This is a genomic window from Roseobacter sinensis (genome assembly GCF_025755255.1).
GTDB lineage: Bacteria > Pseudomonadota > Alphaproteobacteria > Rhodobacterales > Rhodobacteraceae > Roseobacter > Roseobacter sinensis.
Genome location: NZ_JALIEB010000010.1, coordinates 109768 through 134460, shown reverse-complemented (window position 1 = coordinate 134460; position 24693 = coordinate 109768). Strand labels below are relative to the sequence as shown.

Genomic DNA, 24693 nt, shown 5'->3' with positions numbered 1-24693 from the left:
CAGGCCCAGTATCCAAGGGAGGAACCAACATGTACCAGAAGTTATCAGCATCCTTGCTCGGGGCCGCGGCTGCGGTTTCGATGCTCTGCACCGCCGCGGTCGCCGCTGACTGGCGCGGATGGAATATCCATGCCGACGGCTACCCCAATACCGTTGCCATGGACAAATTCGCCGAGCTGCTGGCCGAGAAGACCGGTGGCGAGATCTCGTTGCAGATGTTCCACGGCGGCACGCTCGGCAGCCAGCCGGATGCCATCGAACAGGTGCGCCTCGGCGGCCTGGAGATCGGCAATTTCAACCTCGGCCCCATCGGTCCAATTGCAGCCGAGGCCAACGTCGTCTCACTGCCCTTCATCTTCAAGGACGTGCCGCACATGTTCCGTGTGCTCGACGGTGAAGGCGGTGAAGCGATTTCGGCGGGCATGACGGCGAAGGGTCTGGTGCCGCTCGCGTGGTACGATGCAGGTGCGCGCTCCTTCTACAATGGCGCAAAGCCGATCAACACGCCGGAAGACGTGGCGGGCATGAAGGTGCGGGTCATGAACAATGACCTTTACTCCGGCATGATTTCCCAGCTGGGCGGCAACCCCTCACCCATGGCCTTCGCCGAAGTCTACCAGGCGCTGAAGACAGGGGTCGTGGACGGGGCGGAGAACAACTGGCCATCCTACGAATCGACCGGGCATTTCGAGGTGGCGGGGTTCTACTCGCTCAGCCAACACCTGATCATTCCCGAATGCATCTGCATCAACGCCGACGTCTACAACGGCCTTTCGGATGAGATGAAAGCCGCCGTGAGAGAGGCGGCAGTGGAATCAGCGGAGCTGCAGCGCGAGCTCTGGGCGGCCCGTGAAGCGACCAGCCGCAAGATGGTCGAAGAGGGTGGCGTCGTGGTCAACGAGATTGCCGACAAGGGCCCTTTCCAGGCCGCCATGGCCCCGGTCTACGAGGCCTATCTGGCCAGCAATCCCGACCTGCGCCCGCTGGTCGAGATGATCCAGGCCACCGAATAGACGGCCCAGACACCGACACGCCCGGCCATCCGGCCCGGGCGTGTCCCCGCCGCCAGGAGGGCGCTCATGACAGATCAGCACACCCCGACCGCGGCCCCTGCCGCACTGTCGATGATGAATACAGCGCTCGATCGGATCGCTGCGGTCTGCCGGCTCATCACTGGCCTCTCTCTGGTGACGCTGACCATTATCTTCGGCTGGCTTGTCTTCGGCCGTTACGTCCTGAACGCGACGCCCACCTGGGTCGAGCAGGCCGCCCTTCTGCTGGTGATGACAATCGCCTTTCTTGGCGCGGCCGTCGGCATTCATGAAAACACACATCTTTCAGTGACCGCCTTCCGCAGCATCGCGCCCGGCTGGATGCGCAGGCTCTTCGTTGTGATAACCGACCTCTCGCTTGCCGGCTTCGGGCTGCTCCTGCTCTGGCAGGGGACCAAGCTCACGCTTTTCAAATGGGGATCGACCATCCCGCTGATCCAGGTGCCGGAGGGCCTGCGGTCGCTGCCGCTCACAATCGGCGGCGGGCTGATCCTGCTGTTCACACTTGGTCATCTGGTGCGTCTTGCCACCGGCCGCGATCCGCGCCGCGATACAATCGTGTAGGGCGACGCAGTGGGCCTCTTCGTTCTTCTGGGCATGTTCGCCCTTTGCGTGATCATCGGCGTTCCGGTGGCCTTCGCGCTTGGTATCTCGGCGATGGCGGCCTTCTGGTTCGAAGGCCTGCCGCTGATGATCGGCGTGCAGCGGATCATTTCGGGCATCAACGTCTTCTCGCTGATGGCGATCCCCTTCTTCATCTTCGCGGGCGAGTTGATGTTCCACGGCGGCATCGCAGCCCGCCTCGTGCGCTTCGCCTCCGCCGCCGTTGGGGCCGTACGCGGGGGCTTGGGCATCGTGAATGTCTTCTCCTCGATGCTCTTCGGCGGGATTTCAGGCTCCGCCGTTGCAGATATCTCGGCGCTCGGGTCGATCCTGATCCCAGTGATGAAGGAAAAGGGCTACGACGCAGACTACGCGGTGAATGTCACCGTCACCTCCTCCATCGCGGGCATCATCATCCCGCCCAGCCACAACATGATCATCTTCGCCATCGCCGCAGGCGGCGGCATTTCGATCTCGAAGCTCTTTCTTGCGGGCGTTCTGCCCGGCCTGCTGATGTGTCTGTGTCTTGCGGTCGCGGCCTATCTGGTTGCGGTCAAGCGCGGCTATCGGGCCGAGGTCTTTCCCGGCTGGAGCAGCCTGCTGCTGAGCTTCGTGGCTGCCATTCCGGGCCTCTTTACGGCTGTAATCATCGTCGGGGGCGTTCTGTCGGGCGTGTTCACGGTCACCGAATCCGGGGCTTTTGGCGCAATCTACGCCTTTCTCGTCACCCTTCTTGTCTATCGCAGCATCACATGGGCCAATTTCCGCGTCGCGGTGGCACAATCGGTGCGCACGACCGCGATGGTGATGATCCTAATCGCCTGCGCCGGCGCCTTTGCCTATATGCTCACCTTCTACCGCGTCCCGGACAAGACGGCCGCCCTGCTCACCGGGCTTACCGACAACCCGATCCTGATCCTGCTCATGATCAACGCGGTTTTGCTGATCCTTGGCATGATCATGGACATGGCGGCGCTGATCCTGATCTGCACGCCGATCTTCCTCCCCGTGGCCGTCAGCCTCGGGATCGATCCGCTGCAATTCGGGATGATCCTGATGGTCAACCTCGGCCTTGGTCTTTGTACGCCGCCCGTTGGATCCTGCCTCTTCGTTGGCTGCGCCGTGGGCAAACTTCCAATGGAAACTGCGGTGCGTACGATCTGGCCCTTCTATCTGGCGATCTTCGCTGCCTTGATGATGATCACCTTCATCCCGGCCGTCTCGATGACCCTGCCCACATGGCTCAGCCCTTAGCGTGTCATCTCCATCGCGCCCCGCCGCCAAAGCAATTCGCCGTGGACCTGCATCCCCTATCGCTGCGTGATTTCAATGAAATCAACGCAATAGGTGATCCACCCGCCGCACGTGAAAGGCCAGACGATCTAGATCTCGAGGATCGTGCGTCGTTCAACCTCGGTGAGTTCACGCCCTGCCATGCGATTGACACGGGCCGCCCAGCTCTCTGGCTTGAAATCCAGCAGCAAGAGCCCGCCGTCTGAATCGTCGACGGCCAGCTCCGACCCATCGGGCGAAAACATCATGCCAATGCCCGCATCCGCCTCGCCCAGCGGCGGCACTGTTGCGATCTGGGCCCCGTCCTTGGCGTCATAGAGCGTGAAGGTCCCGCCATAGTCGCCTTTGGCGGCAATGAAGTAGGCGCTGGGGTCAATGGTGGCGCGCCAGGCCGCACCGATACCACTGCCGCTGCCGTAGTCCGCCAGTTTCTCGAAACTCTCCGCATCCCAGACCTCGAAGGCCTCACACCCCGCCAGAAGCAACCGCTTGCCGTTCTGCGTCAGGCTGACATCAACGATGTCCAGCACCGTCTCAAGGGTGCGGATCCGCTCGAACCGCCCCGTGTCCGAGCCAAAGATGTCGACATGGCCGGTCTCGCGCGGCACCGCCAGCCGCCCGGTTGCCGCGCAATAGTCGAGGCTGCTGATATCGGCATCATCCGCCAGATCCAGCGCCGCCCAGGACCCAAGCGGACGGAGCGCGCCGCGCGCGGCATCGAAGATCGCAAAATCCCCCGTGGGACTGCGCCCGATCAGCCCGCCATCGGCGCCGCGCGGGGCGACACGCGGATCGAAGGCGACCCCGGGCAAAGGACGGCTCGCCGACTTCAGAAGCGCAACCCGCCCGTCCTGCAGCGCCCCGAAAAGATCCGATCCCGCGAAATGGATCGCCGAAACCGGAGGCGCCTTCATCGCCTTGCCCCCGCGTTTCACACGGTCCCAGACCACGAGTTGCCCGTCATCGTTGAGACGGGCAAGCCGCGACATATCCGACTGATATGCGATCTGGCGCACGAAGGGCTGCGGGGTCTTGAACCGCGTCTCATCGGGCGGCGCCAAATGCACGCACAAGGGGTTGCGCCTCTGCTTCGACCAAAGCGCGGCGGAGCCATCGGGGGCGAGCGAGACATAGCCCATGGCGCAGTTGCGCGGTCCGGGCTGGACGCAATCCACATACCAGCCATGTGCCGGCGGAGCAGGACGCGCATGCACAGGCGCGTATCGCGGCGAGGCGTCCCGCCTCGCCCCTTGCATCCGGATGTCACTCTCGTCGGCAAAGGCGATCTCATCATCGTCGCTGTGCACAGCGAAGCACTCCGGCTGGTTTTTGTTCCCGAACCAGGGCTGCGGGGCGTAGTCATCACGACCCACGTGGCGCATCACGTCGGCGCCGCCCTCAACGGTCCTGAGGTATCCATCCCGGCCCGCCAAGGGCGCTGCGGCACCGTGATCCTGCCGCAAAAAGCGGTTGGAGGCGGGGTCGAGCACGGCACTCACCGGCTGGCGGTTCTGCATCAGGTCCTCTGAGGCGGGCTTGCCGGTGATCAGCACGCGGCCATCCGCCAGCCACCACGCGCGATCCACCATGTCGAAGTGTGACATGGCATTGTAGGTCTGGGTCCCGCTGGCGAAATCGACGATCTGCATCTGCCCGCCAGAGCAGATGAAGATCTTGTCATGCTCCGCGCTGGCCGCAAAGACGCGCAAGGACGGACCAGGATCGCCCCGGTAGACCTCGACCAAGGGCGCATCCGGGCGCGCCTTCTCCGCCCGCAGGAACGTGCCCTCATTGGTGAGCAGCGTTAGGTGCTGGGCCGGCCCGACAAAGCCGATGCCGAGGATGGACACTGCCGGATCGACCGCGGGCGTCTCGCCGACAAGCTCCGCCTGCTCGCCAAGCGCCCAGATGCGCAGCCGGTCCCGGTCGATGCCGTTCACATGGGCGAGATAGCGGCCATCGGCCGAGAAGGCAGCGCCGTCGCGCAGCTGATACTTGGCGCCGGGATGCGTATAGGACCCGACCGGCGCCAACATCTGCATCAGCCGCGGATGGCTCATCGCGCGCTGGCAGAGCGCGATGCGGGCCAGGCGGGTCGGCGATCGCGTCCAGGCCGCCACGGCCACGAGCCCCGCTAGATCGTGCCGCTGATCAGCGAGGATCTGACTGCGCGCCGCGAGCGCCCGCGACTCCGCCTCCAGCCGCAAGCGACGCTCTCGCGCCGCGCGTTCCTCTGCCGCCTTCAACGCGGCCTCCTGCTCGGCGCGCTCCCGCTCGCCCGAGGCCATCACGAAGCGGCGCACCAGTTCGCCGACGTCAGGCGCGTCCTTCGGTGGGTGCAATACGAATTGCTCCGCCTCTTTCAGGACGGATCCGGTCAGTAACTCCTCGTCCAGCTCGGGCCCGCTGTCCCAGGCCCGCGCGCGCTGGAGGAGCCGGGTATGATAGCGCAACAGATGCGGGGCCACGCGGATGCCATCGGCAAGCCGCGCCATGTTGTCGGCCAGCTCCGCTTGGGTGCGCATCGAGACGTAGTTCAACGCGCGCATCCAGGTCGGTACTTGCGCGCGGTCATGCTGGCCCATGACCACGATGATCATGCGCTTTTTCTGAACCCGCGCCTGTTCCATTTCCCACAGGCAGACACGCGAGGCGAGGCTGGCCTCTGTCAGCGCAAAGATGACCACATGCGCCGCGTCGATCATCCCGATCAGACGCGCGCGCCATGGCTCTCCGGGTCGAATGTCCTCTACGTCAATGAGCACGTCGAAAGCGCCGCGATCAAGATGGGCCAGAAGCGCGTCCACCTGGGCGCGGTCGCGCCGCGCGTAGGACAGAAAGACCGAAAGCGGCGCGTCAGCTGCCATGCCTGGCTCGCTCACCTTGCGCTCAGCCCGCGCCGCTGTTCGCCGCGGGAACCGCGGGCGCCTTGGTCGCGTTTGCGGCAAGGTTGACGAACGCCTGCGTATCGCCGGTAAGAACGGCGATCACCTCGTCCACATACTCGAGCGCTGCCGTCAGATCGCCATCGTCCGCCGCCTGCGTCAGCCGCGCAGCGTCGGCCGAGAGCGGGCTCAGCTGATGCAATGTCGTCTCATGCAGGGAGGACCGCTCGCGATCAAAACTCATCTCGCGCCAGCTCTTCACGCCAGCCAGCAAGGCCGGAGACATGACCCCGAGGAAGGCCGCGATAACGACCAGCGAGGGGCTGCCAAGCGACCCCAGCGACGAGGCGACCACGCCAAGCCCGAGGACCAGTGCCCCAACCAGCGCCAGGCGCGACGACCGGCTCTCATGATCCGCGGCCGCTTTGCGAAGGTAAGACATCTGGCCCTGGACGAAGGCCTCGTAGACATACCGTCCGGTATGGGCAAACACCTCCGGACCCTGCCCATGCGCCACTTCGAGTGCGGTGCGGTAGAGCACGCCGCGGTCAGCCTCGGCTTTGGTGCGATTGGCGATCCATTTTGCCGCAAAGCGGCTCTCGTTGAGCAGAAAGGCAAAGACCGCCGCGGCCCCGAGAGCCAGCGCCTGCAAGATCCCGAGCGGCGTGCGGTAGACCGCGGCCAGATCCTGAAACTGTGCAACGAGACCGGCAGACGCCCCGCCCTCTTCCAGCCTTTCGCCACTGGCCTCGAACCCCAGCAACAACAGACCGCCGAGCAACGCGGACAGTGCCGTTGCGAGGACAAAAGCGCTCATGCAGCGCCGATACGCGGCCTGCGCCCCACGCGCCTTGGCGGCCGCATGCGCGCGCCGCGTCTTGATTTCCCGAAACCTCGGGTCTTGCTCAACGCTCTTGGGCAGCGCAGCCATGGTGGTCCCCCTTCACCCGGTCATCACAGTTGGCGGTTCACCGGATGACACCGCGCCCGCCGGGAAAGCTTTGCAAATTGGGCCTGAGCTGTCCAGTTTGCAGCCGTGCCGGCGCCCAGCGCGCCCGCTGGCCAGATGTGGCCGGCGCAGGCGCCGCAGACCGCAGCGGCTCTGCCGTGCGATGATCCGCCTGCTGATGCGCTCAAGCCGCTGTGAGCGCAGGCGATGTGGCGTGGGGCGACCCCCGCTTTTTCGGAAAACACCGGTGATCCTGGCCGACAACCTCTTGTGTGCGCGGAAGAATTCCCCACATCGGATGAAGAGTAACATGCAGCGGATCAGGGGAGGAGATCAGCCGGTGAAAAACATCTTGGTGGCGAGCGACTTGTCCGACCGATCGCGTCAGGCGGTCCGGCGCGGCGTTGAGCTTTCGGCACGGACCGGGGCCAGGCTGACGGTGCTGCATGTGGTCGATGCCGCGATGCCCGAACCGCTGTCGGGCTCGGTCAAAACCGATGCCACACGGCTGCTTGCGCAAGAGGTGGCCGAGGATGCGGGCACGCGCAGCATCGCGCATGAGATCAAGGTCGTGATCGGCGACACGGTCGAGGAAATCCATCAGATCGCCGAGGAGATCGAGGCCGATCTTCTGATCGTCGGGCTTCATCGGCGCAGGGTGTTTCTGGATCACATAAAAGAAACCACGATGGAGCACCTGATCCGTGCAAGCGCTCGCCCCGTATTGCTTGTGGCGCGCGATGTCACCGGGCCCTATTCGCGGGTTCTGGGCGGTGTCGATCTGTCTTCGGTCTGCGCCTCGGGTCTGCACAAGATCGAGATGGTCGCACCCGGTGCCGAACTGACATTGTTTCACGCCCATGAGGTCTCGTTCCGCGAGGAGGCCGAGCGGGACTATGAGACGTGGCAGGCGGTTTCCGAATTGCCCGACGGGCTGCCAGACCCGGTTTTTGTCGAAGCGAAGGCGCGGGATGCGCTGACCGACATCATGGCCGAGGATGACTACGATCTGCTTGTGATCGGCGCCTATACGCGGTCGAACGCCGGCCGTTACATCTTGGGCGGTTTCTCCTCCGGTCTGATCCGACAGCCGCCCTGCGATCTGCTGCTGGCGAAGTAGACCCATCGGGCTGCACCGGTGTCGACGGCACGCGGCTGATGTCCTGTGCTTCGCTCCTCGGATCGGCCGGGCTATGGCTGAGCGTAGACCTGCGGCGTCCGCAGGTCCGACAGATGTGCCGGGTCAGGTGAGCCAAGGGCAACGGCATAGAGCGGCCATTCCCGCTCGGCATCGAGGCCGGCGGCACAGCACAGCCGATAATCCTCGAACCCGCCCAAGGGACAGCCCGCGAGGCCAAGTGCTGCAGCGCCAAGCAGGAGATTCTGCCCCACATGCCCGCACTCCAGAAGGAGAAAGCGGTATCCCCGCGCGTGGTAGCGTCCGACAACCGCTTGCGGCTGTCCGGTCATGACGACGATTGCCGGGGCCTGCGCAGCCCAGGGTTGTTGCAGGAAGACCTGCATCATCGTCGGCGCGTCCGGCAGTGCGGCGATGGCGGACAGGGATTGGGCAGATGGATCATAGCGGTAGATCGCGGCGGGCAGGTTTTCAACCGCTCGCGCGAAGACCAGAAACGCCAGCGGGTAGAAACCGGATGCCGATGGCACCGGTCGCGTCTCCAGCGTCTGCTGCAACGTCTCGACCATGCCCAGATGGCCATATGAGAGGTGAAGCAGGCTGGACAGCGCCGCGGCCGGGAGGGCGGCGGCCTGATCGAACCTGCGACAGGAGAGCCGGCCAGCAATGCAGGCCGAGAGCGCATTATCCGGGAGGGCCGCTGGCGGCAGCGCCTGCGTGCTGGGCGCGGTCGGGCGAAACGGCGTGTCAGCCCGATCCCAGCTGTGCCGACTGCTGGCGCGATGAAAATCGGCAACCGCTGAAAGCGGCGCGTCATCGAAGCGGGGGGGCGCGGACGTCGTCATGGAAACGGGTGCGGCACCCGGTTCAGAGCCGCCTCCGGACTTGGTGCGGATCTCAATCCTACCCGGACGGGCGTTTCGATCATGCGGCGACCGCCCAGGTGCGGCCAGAGCGCGTCGAAGTTCATCGGATAGGCCCCGGGGACGACGCACTTGACGGTGAAGAGACCCAGCTCGGCCATCGCAGGCATCGTCAGATCGACCACCGTCGGACCAAGCCCGGCGGCGGCCATGGTGTGGATGAGGGCTGCGCAGCTCTGCCCTGGCGGGTGCGCCGCGCGCAGCTCTTTGGTCAGCCGCAGAGGGGCGGCGTCGCTGTGCCACCAGACGTCGACCTCGGCGCGCATCTCCGGACGTGCATAGAGCAGGCCGTGCGCCGTCTCGTCCCGGATATGCGCAGGCTCCGCATCCGTGGGCGGCGGCGTACCTGCCAGGGTGTGATGCACGTTGAGCCAGTTTGCCGTCAGCTCCGTCAGTGCCTTTTCGCAGGCCGACCAGCGCGACATCGCCGCCGCTGCGGCGACGACCAGGCCGGGGTGTCCGGCCACGTCGGACCGCGCCATCGCAATCGCGACGGGCGCCCCGAGATCCAGCTGGATCAGGCCGACGCGGACCTCCACGCCGACATCCTCGAAGATGCCGCGCAAATGCGCCAAAGCGCCGCCATCTTCCAGATCGACCGGTTGTAGGCGCAGACGATTGGCCCAGGCGATCATGAAACTGTCGCGTTCCACGACTTCGAGCAAGGCCGACAGCAGCGCGCTCTCGCGGCTGGCCCCGGCTGCAAATCCGCTGAGCAGCGGATAGTCGGTGACGGCCTCCTCCGCGGGGGGCGTGAAGGGGACGAACACCTGCGATGCGGGCACCAGCACGGGCTGCGCGCGCGTAAGATCCGTGCCCCAGATCCAGTGCCGCCGCTCTGCGCGGCTCGGGGCGGCATAGGGGAAGCCCGCGCGCTGCCGATCGGCAGGCAGAAACAGATCGAAGCTGAGGGGGTCCAGCGCCTGCGGGCCAAGCTCGTCCCACGAGCCGACAGTCAGATGACCCGGCCAGACCTCGCTCGCCGTCGCCCGTTCGATTGCTTCGCCCAGGGCCGCCGCGCGGGACCGGGCGGGCTCGAGCTCATTGCCGCCGCAATCGAGCGTGGCAAAGCCGCTGCGCGCCCAACCGGGATCGGCCAAGGTCGCCACCGTGTGACAGATCGACGGCACGCCCGGCGGCTGCTCGAGCTGCTCCACCGATTTGATCGGCCCGGTCATCGGATCCACGAGCCGGTCTTCGAGGCGCAGAATGCGCTCCTGATCCGGTTCGGCCTTCGGATCGATCTGGAAGATGCGCGGCACGCAGAAGGGCATGACCGGGGCCTGTTCGGCACAAAGCGGGCAGGCCACGGTCCGCAACACGGGATGCGCGCTCTGCCCACCGTTGCTCCAGACGAAGGTCAGTTGGTTCGTGAAGCGCTCCATCGCTGCGGACCAATCTGCCAGCAGCGCGGCAGTATGCGGAACGAGGTGGCGACGGAGATCGTCGGTCATCGGCCAGGCCGCGTCGAGGGCCGAGCGCCCTGTCAGCACCGCCATCCGGGTGTCCGCGCAAAGCACGCAGGCCCCGGCAGGCCCACTTCGGGTGAGCGGGCCGATCTGCGCCACCTCGCCCATCAGCAGAAACGGCAGCAGCGGGCATTCCTGGCGCATGGCCCGTTCGGCTGAAGCCAGGACGGCCTGACGATCAACCACATCATCGACGGTCACCAGGCCCGCATACGCCGAGAGGTCCGCAGGGCACTGCTCCACCACCTCGTGTCGGCCGCCTTGGGCTCTCAGGGCCACAGAGAGCTGCTGTGCGAACTTCCCCTTGCCGACAAGGAGCAGCGGGCGCGCCATGCTGTGCGGCTGGGCCGAGAGGTGCGGTCGTTCATTCATGGCAGGGTCCGTCCTGAAATTCGGAAACACGGGGCGGCAGATCGCCGCCCCGCGCAATGTCACAGTTTAGGCCGGTCTATTGCGACCCGCCCTCGCCGTCATCATACCAACCCGCGTAGGGGTCGGCATACCCATAGGCTGACCAGTCATAGCCTGACCCGTCGCCGTATCCGGACCAGTCGTAGCCTGACCAATCATAGCCCGACCAATCCCCGGCCCAACCGGCATCGCCGTAGCCCGCGGACGGATCGCCATACGCACCCGTCTCGCTGCTCTGGCCAGGGCTGGCGAAGAAGCAGGGTGGCGGAGGCGGTGGCACGCACGGCCGGCACGGGAAGCACGGCGGTGGCGGTGGCGGCGGTGGGGGCAGACACGGCCGGCATGGGAAGCACGGCGGTGGCGGCAGACACGGCCTGCAGGGCGGCGGCGGTGGCAGACATGGCTGACACGGCGGCGGGGGCGGCGGCAAGCACGGCTGGCACGGCCCCACGCACGGCGGACACGGCGGGGGCGTGAAGGTCGGGCTCGCCGCATCGCCAGATCCGGCCGCAGAGGCCTGGGCCGATCCACTCGCTGCCTCTTCCGCGCTGCCGCGTCTTATGCACGGACCGCAAGGCGGACAGGCAATGCAAGGCGGCGGGGGCGGTGGCGGCGGCAGGCAGGCCACACAGGGCGGTGGCGGCAGGCAAGGCCGGCACGGCGGCGGGGGCAAGCAGGGCCGACACGGCGGCGGCGGGGGTGGAATGATACACGGTCGGCACGGTGGCGGCGGAATGATGCAGGGCCGACAGGGCGGGAGCGTGAACCGCGGACAGGCGCGGTTGATCGCCTTCTGCGCATCAATCAGGCCGGCACCATAGCTGTCATTGGGCACCGGATCACCGGGATTGTCGCGCAGCGGCTCGGCGGTCTGCCGGATGATATCTGCGATCTGATCCGCAGTGAGGCTCGATTTGCAGCACTTCATCAGCGCGGCCAGACCCGCGACATGGGGCGTCGCCATCGAGGTCCCGCTCTTCGAGCTGTAGGTGTCGTCCCAATCGGTTGACCGGATGCCGACACCGGGTGCGACCACATCGATATGCGGGCCCCGGACAGAGAACGGCGCGCGCTGCTTGGCCTGGTTCACCGCACCCACCGACAGAACGTTCGGATAGGCGGCGGGGTAGCTCGGCGCACCGGGGTTGCGCTGTTCGTGATTGCCCATGGCAGCCACGACCAAGACGCCCCGCGAGACCGCATAAGCCACCGCGTCCCGTTCCACGAAGGTGCTCGACAGCGACCCGAGGCTGAGGTTCAGGATATGGGCGCCATTGTCGACGGCCCAGCGAATGCCTGCTGCGACGTCTGCGGAGGAGCCGGTTCCGCGCACGTCGAGCGGATCGGTGTTGTTGACGATGCGGGTCAGCACTTTCACGGGCATCAGCTTGACGGACCAGCAGACGCCGACGACGCCCGTGCCATTGTTGCCCACCGCACCGATGGTGCCGGCGACATGGGTGCCGTGGCCCACCTCGTCCTGCGGGATACTGTCCCGCCCAACATTATCGCCTTCGAAGTGGAACCCCGGCGGTGGCGTCGCACCGGGCAGATCGACCATGTCGCGTCCCTGCACGAGGTTGGGCGCAAGGTCAGGATGGTTCAGGTCGACCCCGGTGTCGAGCACGCCCACCACCACGTTGCTGCATCCGGTTGTGCGGTCCCAGGCGGCAGGCGCGTTGATCGCCTGCATGCCCCAGAGCTGGCCGAAATCCGGGTCGTTGGGTGTTGCGCTGCTGAACCGGTAATACTCCGCCGAAGCGTCGGTGACGCCTGCGGCTTTCTTGAGGTCCTTGGCAACCTGCTCCGGGTCATCGCCGCTGTCGTAGCGGACACGCATGGTGCCAACGAGGTCACCTGCGACCTCGGCGGTGGCAGCGTTGGAGAGCGTGCTCGTGGGGATCGGCCCATGCAGGCGGTTGATCGTGCGCGCCTTGCACTTCTTCAGCACCTTGTCGATGGTATCGACCCCAAGCTCGCAGGGCGCATCGGCGGTCATGCCGCGCATCGGCCCTGTCGGCACCGCTGCGGTCATCTGTCGTTGCGCTGTCTGGGTGAGCTTGATGATCACCTGGCCGGGAACGACCTGTGGTCCTTCCGGTAGATCGTCGTAGTCTGCCATGTCATATACTCCTTCACGGGGCGGCAAAATAGGCCGCGAGGACGGAACGCGCTCTGGCACGCGCGGTCCGGTTTCAAATCGACATGTCAGGGCCGGATAGGCTGCGGGCGATAAAAAAGACCCGCGAAATGCAAGTTACTGACTAAATGTCCAACTATCTTCTTCTGCACTCCGGACGGCCGGCATGCCATTCAGGGTTCGGAGAAGCGCGGAAACATCTGTCTCCGAAGGGACGGTTCCGGTTACAACAACCGGACCGCTCTGCTCGGATCGACGAATATTGTCGATCCCGAGTGAGACCAATTCTGTCTGCACGTCATCTGGAGAGATCGGGGAGGCCTCGTCGGAGGCAAGAACAATGATAAGGCGTCTGTTTCCCATGAACCGAGCAACCTGAAACGAACAAACAAAATGCTTCTCTCAAAAGTAGAATACCACAAGATAAGCAATCCGCGAAGAAACTTTGTTGCGCAGCTGCTTTTGTCTGCAGCGGGACGCGGGGGACCGATCCGAAAGGCTCTCTGGTCCGGGGGGTAACGAAGCCTCTGAATACCCCTGTCCGACGCTCAAGCCGAGAGACCCGCTTTGCCCGGAGCGGCCGCAAGCAACGCGCGGGTATACGCATGCTGCGGGTTGGCATAAACAGCCGCCGTCGGGCCGGTTTCGACCACTTCACCCTTGTTCATGACCATGATCCGGTCGCAGATCTGTGCTGCCACGCGCAAATCGTGCGTGATGAAGAGCATCGCCAGATCGAAGCGCTTGCGGACATCGTCCAGCAGATCCAACACCTGCGCCTGCACCGAGACGTCGAGGGCCGAGACCGCCTCATCGGCGATCAGGATAGCCGGTTCCATCGCCAGCGCGCGCGCGATGCAGATGCGTTGGCGCTGACCGCCGGAGAATTGATGCGGGAAGCGCTCCAGCGCATCGGCGGACAGGCCGACCACTTGCATGAGGTCAGCGGCGCGTGCTTTGGCCTCCGCAACCTCAAGTCCGAAGTTCACCGGGCCTTCGACAATGCTTTGCCCCACGGTTCGGCGTGGATTGAGCGAACGATAGGGGTCCTGAAACACGATCTGGATGTCACGCCGATGCGGGCGCAGTTGGCCTTCGCGCAGGGTCGCGATGTTCTCACCGTCGATCAGGATCGCGCCGGAGGTCGGGTCAATCAACCGCATGACACAGCGCGCCACGGTGGATTTGCCCGAGCCACTTTCGCCGACGATCCCGAGCGTCTCGCCGCGCCGCACGGTCAGGTCCACGTCCTGCGCCGCCTTGACCACACGGCCGGTGCCGAAGAGCCCCGCGTGCCCATAGGTCTTGACCAGGTCCTGTGTCTGAAGCGCCACGGCACCCCGCGCCTCTGCCCGTTCCGGTGGGATCATCGATGGCACCGCCGCAATCAGCTTTTGCGTATAGGGATCTTTCGGCGCGCCCAGCACCTCGGCCACTGTGCCCTGCTCCACGATGCGGCCATGTTTCATCACGGCCACGCGGTCGGCAATCTCGGCCACCACGCCGAAGTCATGGGTGATGAACATGACACCCATGCCCTTGCGGCGCTGGATGTCCTTGATCAGGCTGAGGATCTGCGCCTGCGTCGTCACATCGAGCGCTGTTGTCGGCTCATCCGCGATCAGAAGCTGCGGCTCCAGCGTCAGCGCCATGGCGATCATGATCCGCTGCCGTTGCCCGCCCGAGAGCTGATGCGGATAGGAGCGGTACATCTTTTCCGGGTCCGGCAGGCGCACATCCCGCATCGCTTCGATGACCTTGGCCTTGCGGGCGGAAGCAGAGAGGTCCGTGTGGATCTCAAGCATTTCGCCAATCTGATCGCCGACACGCAGCACGGGGTTCAGCGCCGTCATCGGCTCCTGAAAGATCATCGCCATCTTCTCGCCGCGCAGCTTGCGCAGGCGCTCGTCACTGGCGGTCAGCAGATCCTCACCTTCCAACCTGATCGTTCCGGCCACAGGCGTCAGCGCGCGCTTGTCCGCCAGCCCCATGACCGAGAAGGCGGTGACGGATTTGCCCGACCCGCTTTCCCCCACGACGCAGAGGATTTCGCCGGTGTCGACTTTCAGCGTGATATCCTCGACCGCAAAGGGCCGGTCGGCGCTCGGAGGCAGTTTCACGGTCAGCCCCGCCACCTCGAGCACGGCCATCAGCGCATCGCCTTTGCGATGCGCGGGTCCAACGTGTCGCGCAGCCCGTCGCCCACCACGTTCACCGCCAGCACCGTGAGGGCCAGGCAGACGCCGGGGAAGAAGATGATCCATGGCGTCAACTGGAAGAACGTTCGCCCTTCCGACATGATATTGCCCCAGGACGGGATTTCCGGCGGGATGCCGGCGCCCAGAAAACCGAGGATCGACTCCGTCAGCATGGCCGAGCCGCAAATGTACGTCGCCTGCACGATCAGCGGCGCGATGGTGTTGGGCAGCACGTGGCGCACGAGAATGGTGGGCACTTTGGTCCCGGCCGAGATAGCCGCTTCCACGTAGGGCTCCTCCCGCACAGTCAGGACAACAGACCGCACCAGCCGCACCACGCGCGGGATCTCCGGGATCACGATGGCCACAATCACCGTGGCCAGCGTCGCCCCAGAGAGCGAGATGAGCGCAATCGCCAGAAGGATCGCGGGGATCGACATCAGACCATCCATCAGCCGCATGATCAGCGCATCCATCAGCCGGATATAGCCCGCGATCAGCCCCAGAAAGAGCCCGAGCGCCACGGCAATCACCGCCACCGACAGCCCAACCACCAGGGAAACCTGTGCCCCGTTCACAACTCGCGAATAAACGTCGCGCCCCAGCATGTCCGTGCCGAAGAGCCCTGCCGCCCCGGGTGGTTTCAGACGGTTGATCGGGTTCAGCGCCGTGGGATCCACCACGAAGAATGGGCCAATAATTGCGATCACCGCTATCAGAAGCAGCACCACCCCGCCCCAGAACACCCCGCGATTGCGCAGCGCATGGCGGATGAGGCTGATATCCTGTGGCTTCTCGGAGGCTGCGGGGAGGGTCGCGTAGGTCATCAGTAGCGAATCCTCGGATCAAGCAGCGTATAGCTGAGGTCGATCATCAGGTTGATGAAGATGTAGATAAAGCTGAAGAACAGGATCAGCCCCTGGATGATCGGGTAGTCCCGCGCCAGCACCGCATCGAGCACCAGCCGCCCCAGACCGGGGATGTTGAACACGCTTTCGGTGACCACCACGCCACCAATCAGCAGCGCGATACCGATGCCGATCACCGTCACCACCGGCACGGCAGCATTGCGCAGCGCGTGGCGCATCAGGATCGTCAGCTCCGACTGCCCCTTGGCGCGGGCAGTGCGGATATAGTCCTCCTCCAGCACCTCGATGACAGAGGCGCGGGTCATGCGCGCGATCAGCGCAATGAAGATCACCGACAGGGTCACGGTCGGCAGAGTGATGTGGTAGAGAAACGGCCCCAAGCCTTCGACGAAGGGCGATTTGTACCCCTGCACCGGCAGGACCTTCAGGGACATCGAAAAGGTGTAGATGAGGATATAGCCGAGTACGAAGACCGGCACGGAAAATCCGCTCACCGAGAAGAGCATCACCACACGGTCGAGCAGTGAACCTGCGCGGAAGGCGGCGATTGTGCCCAATGGCACAGCCACGACGACGGCGAAGACAATGGTGGTCAGCGCTAGAAGGATCGTGGGCTCGATACGCTGGCCGATGAGCTCTGTTACCGGCTTGCCAGAGAAGATCGACGTGCCCAGATCGCCCTGCGCAAGTGCGCCCACCCAGCGGACGAACTGCACCACGATGGGGTCCGACAGCCCAAGCTGTTCGCGGATGCGCGCGACATCCTCTGCCGTGGCATAGTCCCCCGCGATGACCGAGGCCGGATCGCCCGGCGCGAGCCGCAGCATCAGGAAGACAAACAGAGCCACGAGCACCATGACCGGAATGGTCGAGAGCACACGCATGGTTATGTAGCGCGTCATGGCGCCTCCGCGATGGTCGGAAAACAGGCATCCCGGCGCCGCCCGCAGACCGCGCCGGGACCGTCAGACAGGTTCAGATCACTCGACCGAGATGTTCCAGAAGAACTGCACTGGCGATTCGATCAGGCCCTGCACATTGTTGCGATAGGCCACCGGGTTGAAGAACTGACCCAACTGGCCCGAGGCGCCAATTGACCACAGGCGGTCCTGCACGGTCTGGGCCACTTCCTTCTTCTCCTCCTCTGTGCCGGCGACGGCAAAGGCGGCGCGCGCCTCTTCCAAAGCAGCATCCTCGGCCCAGCCGAACCACCCCGCATCCGGATCACCGGAGAAGGCAATCGCCATCGGGTCGATCACATCCGCGCCGATCCACCATGTGTGGAACATGTTCCAGCCGCCATCGGCCACCGGATCACGCGAGGCGCGGCGTGAGGTCAGCGTCGACCAATCCATCGCCTGCACCTCGACCTCGAAGCCCGCATTGCGGAGCTTTTCGGCTGTGACCAGAGAGAAGGCCGAGAGGATCGGGATATCGGTCGGTTGCATGATCACTACGGGTGTGCCGTCATAGCCCGTCTCGGCCAATGCGGCCTTCGCCGCATCAATGTCGCCCATGGACATCACCTCGGAGCCGACGTCATTGTCGAGTGGCGTGCCACAGGGGAAGACCGAATAGCAGGTCTTCCAGAACTTCGGATCGCCCACGGCGGCTGCCATGTAGTCTTCCTGCTTCATCGCCATCATCGCTGCACGCCGCACATCCGCATTGTCGAAGGGCGGTAGCAGGTGGTTGAACCGGGCAAAGCCGATGTTGCCGAGCGGGTCGTTGACCTGCACGGTGATGTCAGGGTTCGCCTCCAGCAGCGGTGCGAGGTCGTTGGCCGGTTGCTCGAAGAAATCGACCTCACCGGCCATCAGCGCGTTCATCGCGGTGGTCTGATCCGGAAAATATGTCCAGACCACTTTGTCGACCTTGGCCACCTTGCCACCGGAGGCGGCCGAAACGGGTTCTTCCCGCGGCACATAGTCTTCGAATTTCGTGTAAACCACGGTGCTGCCCGGCACCCACTGATCTTCCTGGAACACGAACGGGCCAGAGCCGGTGAAGTCGGTGATCTGCTCGAACGGATCGGTCGCGGCCACGCGCGCGGGCATGATGAAGGGCACGTTGGACGAGATCTTGCCGATGGATTCCAGCACCAGCCCGTACTCATTGGCGAGCGTCAGAACCACGGTCTTGTCGTCCTTGGCTTCGAGGCTCGCGGTATTCGCAAAGAGCTGTTGGCCCATGCCGTCCCGCTTGCCCCAACGCTCGAGCGAGGCGACCACATCCGCCGCCGTGACCGGCGCACCGTCGTGGAATGTCAGCCCGTCGCGCAGCACGAAGGTCCAGGTCAGCCCGTCCTCGGAGGTCTCCCAGGTGTCGACCATCTGCGGCTGAGGCTCGAAATTCTCGTTCATCGCAAACAGCGTGTCATAGATCATGTAGCCGTGGTTGCGCGTGATATAGGCGGTCGTCCAGATCGGGTCGAGGTTCTTCAGATCTGCGTGCGGAATCACCCGCAAGGTCGTCTCGGCCTGTGCCACACCCGGTAGAGCCCCAAGGGCAAGCGGCCCCGCCAGCAGCGCCGCCAGCAGGCTGCGGCGCGTTGTCCATCCAAGCATCTTCGTCTCCCTCTTGGTCTTGTGTCGTTTGTTCGCTTACGCAAGGTTAATCAGGCACGCGCCACGCTGGGTTGTCAATCTCGCGCGGGCGGGTTTGTCTGGTCGGCGTCGCAGGTGCCCGAACGTAAGGCACGCATTGCAAAGGGGCTCTCATGATCACAGTTTTCCGCGCCGCCAGGATCATCACCATGGATCCGAACCGCCCCGAAGCCACCCATGTGGCCGTGCGCGATGGCCGCGTACTCGCCGTGGGTGGCGCAGATTGTGCCGACGGCTGGGGCGCCGCGACCCTCGACGAGCGCTTTGCCGAACAGGTCATTTTGCCCGGGCTGATCGAGGCCCATGCCCATGTCATGGCAGGCGGCATCTGGGATTACACCTACTGCGGCCATTACGCGCGCACCGACCCGCAGGGCAAGGTCTGGGACGGCGTGGGCGACTATAATGCGATCATCACCCGGCTGCGCGCGGTGGCCGCCAGCACGCCGAAAGGCGAACCGATCATAGGTTGGGGGCTCGACCCGAACTTCCTCGCCGGCAGGCGGTTCGACAAGGACCACCTCGATCAGGTCTCGACCGATCATCCGGTGATCGTCTCGCATTCGAACTTCCACCTGATGACGGTGAACTCCACAGCCCTTGCGCTGGCAGGCTTCGACGCGGGGACCAATATCGAAGGGGTTATGAAGGGCCCCGACGGCACGCCGAACGGAGAATTGCAGGAGTTCGCCGCAATGACGCCCATGTGCGAGGCGAGCGGCTACAACTTCCTCAACATGGCGACCGAGCCGAGCCTGCGCGCCTATGGCCAGGTCGCGCGGCTCTGCGGCGTGACCACGGTGGCGGAGCTGCTGTCGGACCTGCACGAGAACGAGGTGCAGATGATCGAGCGGGTGGTGCATGACGCCGCCTTTCCCGCGCGCTATGTCCCGATCATGAACGCCATGGTGGGCGATCCGGAGGCGGAGGCCGCGAGGGCGCTCGCCTTGCGCGCCCGCTCCACTGACAAACTCTCGCTGGGCCGCGCCAAGCTTTTCACCGATGGCGCGATCCAGGGCTACACCGCAAAGCTGAAGGCGCCGGGGTACTTCACCGGCGAGGACAATGCTATCTGGAACATGGAGCTGGATCATTACCGCCGCGCGGTCGAGGCACTGCACAAGGCGGGGGTGAAGACGCACATCCATACGAACGGCGATGCCGCCTCGGAGTTCGCCATCGAGGTCTATGAAGAGGTCATGCTCAAACACCCGAACCCGGACCTGCGCCATACGCTGGAGCATGTTCAGCTCGCCACCCGCGATCAGTTCAAACGCATGAAAGCGCTTGGGCTGACCTGCAATATCTTCGGCAACCACATCCACTATTTCGGCGACATTCACTGGACCAAGACGCTCGGCCCGGACCGTGCCAGCCGCATGAACGCCTGCCGCGATGCGGTGGAGATTTTCGACAATGAATTCGCCATCCACTCCGACGCGCCCATCACCCCCATGGCGCCGCTGGTCACCGCCTGGGCGACGGTGAACCGGGTGACGGAAACGGGCCGCGTGCTGGGCACAAGCCAGCAGATCACCGTGCCGCAGGCGTTGCATTGCATCACGCTGGGAGCCGCGCATGTGCTGAAGCTCGATCACGAGATCGGTTCGATCCAGACCGGCAAGCATGCGGATTTCTGCGTGCTGGCCGAAGACCCGTTGAGCGTGGACCCCATGGCGCTCCGCGATATCGAAGTGGTGGCAACCGTTCTGGGCGGTGAGGTGACCGCATGACCCGCGTTGCCGTCGCCGGGTTCCAGCACGAAACCAATACCTTCGCCCCCTTCCCCACGCGGCTGAGCCTCTTTGAGACCGGAGGCGCCTGGCCAGCGTTGACCCGCGGCGACGCGCTGCATCACACCATGCGCGGGCTGAACATCCCGCTGTCGGGCTTCATGGCCGCCTGCCCGCATGAGATGATCCCGATCCTCTGGGCCGGCGCGGAACCGGGCGGTTATGTAGAGGACGACGCCTTCGAGGCGATCACCGGCGAGATCGTGGCCGCTGTGGCCGAGGCCCAACCCGACGCCGTCTATCTTGACCTGCACGGCGCCATGGTCACCCGCGCCTTCGACGATGCGGAGGCGGAAATCCTGCGCCGCCTGCGCGGAGTGATCGGCCCGGACGTGCCGCTGGTGGCGAGCTTTGATCTGCACGCCAACCTCTCACCCGCGATTTCCCAACTGGCCGATGGCGTAACGCTCTACCGCACCTATCCGCACACGGATCTGGCCGAGACCGGCGCGCGGGCCGCGCATCTGCTCGACCGGTTGCTGCAAGGTCCGCTTTCCAAGGCCTATGCACAGGTCGACTTGCTGGTGCCGATCACGGCGCAGGCAACGGAGTTCGAGCCCGCGCGCAGCCTTTATGCGATGCTGGAGACCCTCGATGTCATCTCCGCCGACATCGCCATGGGCTTTCCGCCGGCCGACATCCCCGATTGCGGCCCCAGCCTCTTTGCCTATGACCCGGACCCGGCCAAGGCGCAGGCCGCCGTCGATCGCATTGCTGCCGCCTTCACCGCCGCCGAAGGACGCTTCGACGCCCGCCTCGAACCCGCCCGGACCTGTGTCGCCCGTGCACTGACCCTGCCCGGCCCGGTGGTGATCGCCGATCCGCAGGACAACCCCGGCGCGGGCGGCACAGGAGAGACCACCGGCGTTCTGCGGGCCCTGATCGACGCGGAGGTGCCCGATGCCGTGCTCTCGATGCTCTACGACCCGGAGGCCGCCGCGAAGGCCCATGCCGCGGGTGAAGGCGCCGAGATCGAGATCGCGCTCGGCGGGGCCTTCCCAGACTACTCTCAGCCGGTGACAGCCACCGTGATCGTCGAGCGGCTGTCCAATGGCGTCTTCGATTTCACTGGCCCGATGTACGGCGGCGCGCGGGCGCATCTTGGCCCTGTCGCCCGGCTAAAGCTCAAGGACACCGGCATCACGGTGGTCGTCGGCTCCCGCCGCAGCCAGAACGCCGATCAGGAGATGTTCCGCGTCGTCGGCATCGAACCCGCCGATCACGCCATCGTCTGCGTGAAATCGGGCGTGCATTTCATGGCCGACTATCTGCGCATCACGGATCGCATCCTCTTCGCCGAAGCGCCGGGCGCCAACCCGTGCCATCTGGAGAGGTTGCCTTACACGCGCCTGCGCCCCGGCATTCGCTTGCTCTAACGGCGATGTGGTGCCAGACCGTCGCGCAGCCGGAGGCGACGTCGCCCTTGCCCATCACAAACATGTGGCGGGGGTTTTCAAGACGGCACATCTGACTACATTTCAAAGCACACAAAGTTCCCAAAGACCGCGGTGGTCGCTCCTCGGGCCACCTATTGCCCTCGTTCGACAGGAGAACTTCAGATGCCACATAGGACTTTCACCCGCCGATCCCTCCTTGCCGCCGGCAGCGCTGGCATGGCGACACTTGGCACCGGCCTTTTGGTACCCGCCCGCGCTGCCGGCGTGGCACCAACCCCCACGATGCGCGGCGGCGCGAACAACTACCTGCCCGGCGCCCCCGTCGTGGACCGTATCGGTGGCGGCGGCTTCTGGATGACAGGCACGGTGCGCCGCGCCGGCGACGGTGCGCCGCTTGCAGGGCAGCGGATCCAGATCTGGGCTCACACGACCGAAGGCCACGAGCGTGACCCGCACAGTCACGGGGCGACGCTCACGGACGCCAATGGCGTTTTCCGGCTTGAAATGCCCCAGATCGTTCCGGCCTTCGGCCAGCCGCACGGGCATCTGGCCTACGACAGCGGCGAGTTCGACACCGTGTTCCTGCGCCCTGTGATGCCAAGCTCGAGCGACACAAGCCTCGAGGCCCATTTCGTCTTGCAGCCCCTCTGACGCATATGGCGGCGGTCGACCGGCACCGCGTGCGCACGGGGCTGATCTGGGCTACCCTGGCCGGCGCAATGCTCTCGCCCGTAGGCCTTGCCGCAGCCAGCCCTTTGCTCGCCTGGCGTGACCCGGTCTATGTCACCGGCGGTTTCGCCGGCATCCTCGCCATGAGTTTGCTTCTGTTGCAACCGTTGCTTGCCACGGGTGTGTTGCCCGGTCTCTCACAGGCGGGCGCGCGGCGTGTTCATCGCTGGGTCGGAGGGTCGCTGGTCGGCGCCGTCGTCGTTCATGTCGCGGCACTCTGGATCACCAGCCCCCCGGACATGATCGACGCTCTGCTGCTCGCCTCGCCCACACCCTTCTCCATCTGGGGCGTGATTGCGATGTGGGCCGTTTTTGCCGCGGCGACCCTGGCAGCGCTGCGGCGCAGGCTGCGACTGCGGCCGACCACCTGGCGGGCGGCCCATCGCACTTTGGCCACGGCGGTTGTGATCACTGCCGTGCTGCATACGATGCTGATCGAAGGCACGATGGAGACGCTGTCGAAAGCCGCTCTCTGTGCACTCGTCATCGGCGCCATGGCCGCCGCCCTGCTCACAATCCGAAGCCGGAAGCGCCGGGCACCGCAGAAGCGCAGGCCTGAGACGACGGTGCCAACCGAAGACGCGGGCGGGTAGGTCCGGAGCTTACGAGATCGCACTCGACGGCATGCTGAGATAGGCGAAAGGTGCCGGACACCGACGCCCCAAATGCGGACCCGCCAGATCCCGTTCTCGAACAAGGCAGCACGGAAACTTGATGCAATCGTGATTCGCAAATGCCGGGCTTTGCGAGGACGGTATCAGGCAGGACGGCGCCTTGGTCACTGCGGCGGGTATCGATTGACGCCTTCGCAGCACGAGTTGCCGCCACTGAAACACCCATGCGAGAGGTCGCGCCATGCTATCGGCACCCCACATCTGCACCCGGATCCTTGCAACGGCCGCGGCCATCACCATGGTGCTGGTCCAACCCGCTGCCGCCCAGTCACAGCCCACCCCCCTGCCCGACTACATCGTCGCGGAATACGGAACGCCGCCCGCGGTGCCGGACGGCCCATTGTCGGCCGAGTTGGAGACCGCGGTGCAGGTGGCCTTTGTCGACAGCATTGTTGAGGAAACCTGGAGCCGCGATCAGACAACCGCGCTGGAGACGATTGCAGCGTCTGAGGATCCACGTCTGGTCTGGATCATCAGCGATCTTCTGCGTTTCGTCTCGGAGCGGCATCTGAATGCCGCACTCACCAACACGGCGTCAGGGCTGCTGGGCAAGGAGATATCAGATCGCAACAGCTGGGGTGCCATCACCGATCACCTGATTGCATGGGATATCCCCGAACCTCCCGGCTACCTGCCGGTGAAACGCGCCATCTTCACCAGCATCATCCCGGGCTGGGAGCAGATCTTTGTCGAAGGGAACATTGACTGGCGGCATGTCTCCTGGGGTGGCGTGCTGATCGACGACCGGGCCTATGACCGCACACAGGATCCGTGCAACTGCATCCCCGCGGCCGACAACCCCGAGGTCAGCACCGCCGAAGAAGCGACCTGGCTCAAGGACGACGACATCGTCTTCGGCATCGAGATCAACGGCGAGGCCCGCGCCTATCCGCGGCGCATCATGGAAGTGCGCGAGATGGTCAACGACACCCTGGGCGGGCGCGATCTGGGCATTCCCTATTGCACGCTCTGCGGGGCCGCGCAGGCCTATTTCACCGACCGTCTGCCGGAGGGCGTCGAGCGGCCCGTGCTGCGCACCTCGGGTCTGCTGATCCGCTCCAACAAGGTGATGTATGACGTGAACACCTATTCCGTTTTCGACACATTCCTCGGCCATGCCGTCACAGGCCCGCTGGCAGAGCAAGACGTGAATCTGGAACAGGCGACGGTGATCACCACCGATTGGGGCACCTGGAAAGAAGAGTACCCTGAGACGACGGTTCTGATCGAAGCGCTGGCCCTGGGGCGTGACTTCGACTTCCGCAACGGGCGCGATGCGAACGGCCCCATCTTCCCGGTCGGCGATGTCGACCCGCGGCTACCCGTGCACGAAGATATCATCGGGATCGTCACGGCCTCCGGCAAACCCATCGCCTTCCAGCGCAGCAAGGTCATCGCCGCGTTGAAACAGGGCCAGGAGATCGCGTTCGAGAACGTGCGCCTTGAGCTCAACGCAGGCGGGGTCGGCGCCGTCGATGCCGAGGGAAATGATCTCGGCAGTCACCAGGCCTTCTGGTTCGCCTGGTCGCAGTTCCATCCGCAAACGGTACTCTGGCCCGAGTAG

18 protein-coding genes are annotated in these 24693 nt (G+C 64.9%); 9 read left to right on the top strand and 9 right to left on the bottom strand.

Annotated elements, in window-relative coordinates:
• Positions 1-29: 29 nt before the first annotated feature.
• The 3 genes from MUB52_RS15440 (at position 30) to MUB52_RS15430 (ending at position 2909) form a co-directional block, all read left to right on the top strand.
• Positions 30-1013, top strand: a complete 984-nt coding sequence (locus tag MUB52_RS15440; RefSeq protein WP_263845135.1) for a TRAP transporter substrate-binding protein — start codon at positions 30-32, stop codon at positions 1011-1013.
• Between the two features lie 66 nt (positions 1014-1079).
• The gene (locus MUB52_RS15435) at positions 1080-1616 is read left to right on the top strand and encodes a TRAP transporter small permease (protein ID WP_263845134.1); all 537 of its coding nucleotides are present in this window, start codon (positions 1080-1082) and stop codon (positions 1614-1616) included.
• 9 nt (positions 1617-1625) lie between these two features.
• The gene (locus MUB52_RS15430) at positions 1626-2909 is read left to right on the top strand and encodes a TRAP transporter large permease (protein ID WP_263845133.1); all 1284 of its coding nucleotides are present in this window, start codon (positions 1626-1628) and stop codon (positions 2907-2909) included.
• Between the two features lie 128 nt (positions 2910-3037).
• Here the strand turns inward: MUB52_RS15430 and MUB52_RS15425 are convergent, their stop codons facing one another.
• Positions 3038-5815, bottom strand: a complete 2778-nt coding sequence (locus MUB52_RS15425) for a toll/interleukin-1 receptor domain-containing protein (RefSeq protein ID WP_263845132.1) — start codon at positions 5813-5815, stop codon at positions 3038-3040.
• Positions 5816-5837: 22 nt separating this feature from the next.
• Entirely contained in the window at positions 5838-6764 is a 927-nt protein-coding gene (locus MUB52_RS15420; RefSeq protein ID WP_263845131.1) for a hypothetical protein, read from the bottom strand.
• A gap of 358 nt (positions 6765-7122) precedes the next feature.
• On the opposite strand from MUB52_RS15420, the gene MUB52_RS15415 reads away from it, so the two are divergent.
• Positions 7123-7902, top strand: coding sequence for a universal stress protein (locus tag MUB52_RS15415; protein WP_263845130.1), 780 nt, complete (start codon positions 7123-7125; stop codon positions 7900-7902).
• A gap of 71 nt (positions 7903-7973) precedes the next feature.
• Here the strand turns inward: MUB52_RS15415 and MUB52_RS15410 are convergent, their stop codons facing one another.
• From MUB52_RS15410 to MUB52_RS15380, 7 genes are all read right to left on the bottom strand, one after another.
• Positions 7974-8765 carry a SagB/ThcOx family dehydrogenase gene (locus tag MUB52_RS15410; protein WP_263845129.1) on the bottom strand — a complete coding sequence of 264 codons (792 nt, stop codon included), beginning with the start codon at positions 8763-8765 and terminating at the stop codon, positions 7974-7976.
• Positions 8762-10684: a YcaO-like family protein gene (locus tag MUB52_RS15405; RefSeq protein ID WP_263845128.1), complete on the bottom strand. Its 1923-nt coding sequence runs from the start codon at positions 10682-10684 to the stop codon at positions 8762-8764. Before MUB52_RS15405 ends, MUB52_RS15410 begins: the two co-directional genes overlap by 4 nt.
• 76 nt (positions 10685-10760) lie before the next feature.
• Entirely contained in the window at positions 10761-12845 is a 2085-nt protein-coding gene (locus MUB52_RS15400) for a S8 family peptidase (RefSeq protein WP_263845127.1), read from the bottom strand.
• 566 nt (positions 12846-13411) lie between these two features.
• Positions 13412-15013, bottom strand: a complete 1602-nt coding sequence (locus tag MUB52_RS15395) for an ABC transporter ATP-binding protein (protein WP_263845126.1) — start codon at positions 15011-15013, stop codon at positions 13412-13414.
• Positions 15013-15888 carry an ABC transporter permease gene (locus MUB52_RS15390; protein WP_263845125.1) on the bottom strand — a complete coding sequence of 292 codons (876 nt, stop codon included), beginning with the start codon at positions 15886-15888 and terminating at the stop codon, positions 15013-15015. The genes MUB52_RS15395 and MUB52_RS15390 overlap by 1 nt, the downstream gene beginning before the upstream one ends.
• A complete protein-coding gene (locus MUB52_RS15385) occupies positions 15888-16832 on the bottom strand; it encodes an ABC transporter permease (protein ID WP_263845124.1) in 945 nt (314 codons plus the stop codon). The genes MUB52_RS15390 and MUB52_RS15385 overlap by 1 nt, the downstream gene beginning before the upstream one ends.
• Positions 16833-16910: 78 nt before the next feature.
• Positions 16911-18497 carry an ABC transporter substrate-binding protein gene (locus tag MUB52_RS15380; RefSeq protein WP_263845123.1) on the bottom strand — a complete coding sequence of 529 codons (1587 nt, stop codon included), beginning with the start codon at positions 18495-18497 and terminating at the stop codon, positions 16911-16913.
• Between the two features lie 152 nt (positions 18498-18649).
• Between MUB52_RS15380 and MUB52_RS15375 the strand changes: the two genes are divergently transcribed.
• The 5 genes from MUB52_RS15375 to MUB52_RS15355 all read left to right on the top strand — a co-directional run bounded on the left by MUB52_RS15375 (position 18650) and on the right by MUB52_RS15355 (position 24693).
• Positions 18650-20269 carry an amidohydrolase gene (locus tag MUB52_RS15375; protein WP_263845122.1) on the top strand — a complete coding sequence of 540 codons (1620 nt, stop codon included), beginning with the start codon at positions 18650-18652 and terminating at the stop codon, positions 20267-20269.
• Complete coding sequence (locus tag MUB52_RS15370; RefSeq protein WP_263845121.1) at positions 20266-21705, top strand: M81 family metallopeptidase; 1440 nt, start codon at positions 20266-20268, stop codon at positions 21703-21705. The genes MUB52_RS15375 and MUB52_RS15370 overlap by 4 nt, the downstream gene beginning before the upstream one ends.
• A gap of 183 nt (positions 21706-21888) precedes the next feature.
• Positions 21889-22377 (top strand): peptidase associated/transthyretin-like domain-containing protein, encoded by a 489-nt coding sequence (locus tag MUB52_RS15365; protein WP_404818232.1) that lies wholly within the window; start codon positions 21889-21891, stop codon positions 22375-22377.
• Positions 22378-22382: 5 nt separating this feature from the next.
• Complete coding sequence (locus MUB52_RS15360; RefSeq protein ID WP_263845120.1) at positions 22383-23048, top strand: ferric reductase-like transmembrane domain-containing protein; 666 nt, start codon at positions 22383-22385, stop codon at positions 23046-23048.
• A gap of 262 nt (positions 23049-23310) precedes the next feature.
• Positions 23311-24693 (top strand): DUF3179 domain-containing protein, encoded by a 1383-nt coding sequence (locus MUB52_RS15355; RefSeq protein ID WP_263845119.1) that lies wholly within the window; start codon positions 23311-23313, stop codon positions 24691-24693.

Excerpts from the sequence above, each read along its gene's own strand:
- MUB52_RS15440 (WP_263845135.1), top strand. The coding sequence starts at position 30 with ATGTACCAGAAGTTATCAGCATCCTTGCTCGGGGCCGCGGCTGCGGTT.
- MUB52_RS15435 (WP_263845134.1), top strand. The coding sequence starts at position 1,080 with ATGACAGATCAGCACACCCCGACCGCGGCCCCTGCCGCACTGTCGATG.
- MUB52_RS15425 (WP_263845132.1), bottom strand. The coding sequence starts at position 5,815 with ATGGCAGCTGACGCGCCGCTTTCGGTCTTTCTGTCCTACGCGCGGCGC.
- MUB52_RS15420 (WP_263845131.1), bottom strand. The coding sequence starts at position 6,764 with ATGGCTGCGCTGCCCAAGAGCGTTGAGCAAGACCCGAGGTTTCGGGAA.
- MUB52_RS15410 (WP_263845129.1), bottom strand. The coding sequence starts at position 8,765 with ATGACGACGTCCGCGCCCCCCCGCTTCGATGACGCGCCGCTTTCAGCG.
- MUB52_RS15405 (WP_263845128.1), bottom strand. The coding sequence starts at position 10,684 with ATGAATGAACGACCGCACCTCTCGGCCCAGCCGCACAGCATGGCGCGC.
- MUB52_RS15400 (WP_263845127.1), bottom strand. The coding sequence starts at position 12,845 with ATGGCAGACTACGACGATCTACCGGAAGGACCACAGGTCGTTCCCGGC.
- MUB52_RS15395 (WP_263845126.1), bottom strand. The coding sequence starts at position 15,013 with ATGGCCGTGCTCGAGGTGGCGGGGCTGACCGTGAAACTGCCTCCGAGC.
- MUB52_RS15390 (WP_263845125.1), bottom strand. The coding sequence starts at position 15,888 with ATGACCTACGCGACCCTCCCCGCAGCCTCCGAGAAGCCACAGGATATC.
- MUB52_RS15385 (WP_263845124.1), bottom strand. The coding sequence starts at position 16,832 with ATGACGCGCTACATAACCATGCGTGTGCTCTCGACCATTCCGGTCATG.
- MUB52_RS15380 (WP_263845123.1), bottom strand. The coding sequence starts at position 18,497 with ATGCTTGGATGGACAACGCGCCGCAGCCTGCTGGCGGCGCTGCTGGCG.
- MUB52_RS15375 (WP_263845122.1), top strand. The coding sequence starts at position 18,650 with ATGATCACAGTTTTCCGCGCCGCCAGGATCATCACCATGGATCCGAAC.
- MUB52_RS15370 (WP_263845121.1), top strand. The coding sequence starts at position 20,266 with ATGACCCGCGTTGCCGTCGCCGGGTTCCAGCACGAAACCAATACCTTC.
- MUB52_RS15365 (WP_404818232.1), top strand. The coding sequence starts at position 21,889 with ATGCCACATAGGACTTTCACCCGCCGATCCCTCCTTGCCGCCGGCAGC.
- MUB52_RS15360 (WP_263845120.1), top strand. The coding sequence starts at position 22,383 with ATGGCGGCGGTCGACCGGCACCGCGTGCGCACGGGGCTGATCTGGGCT.
- MUB52_RS15355 (WP_263845119.1), top strand. The coding sequence starts at position 23,311 with ATGCTATCGGCACCCCACATCTGCACCCGGATCCTTGCAACGGCCGCG.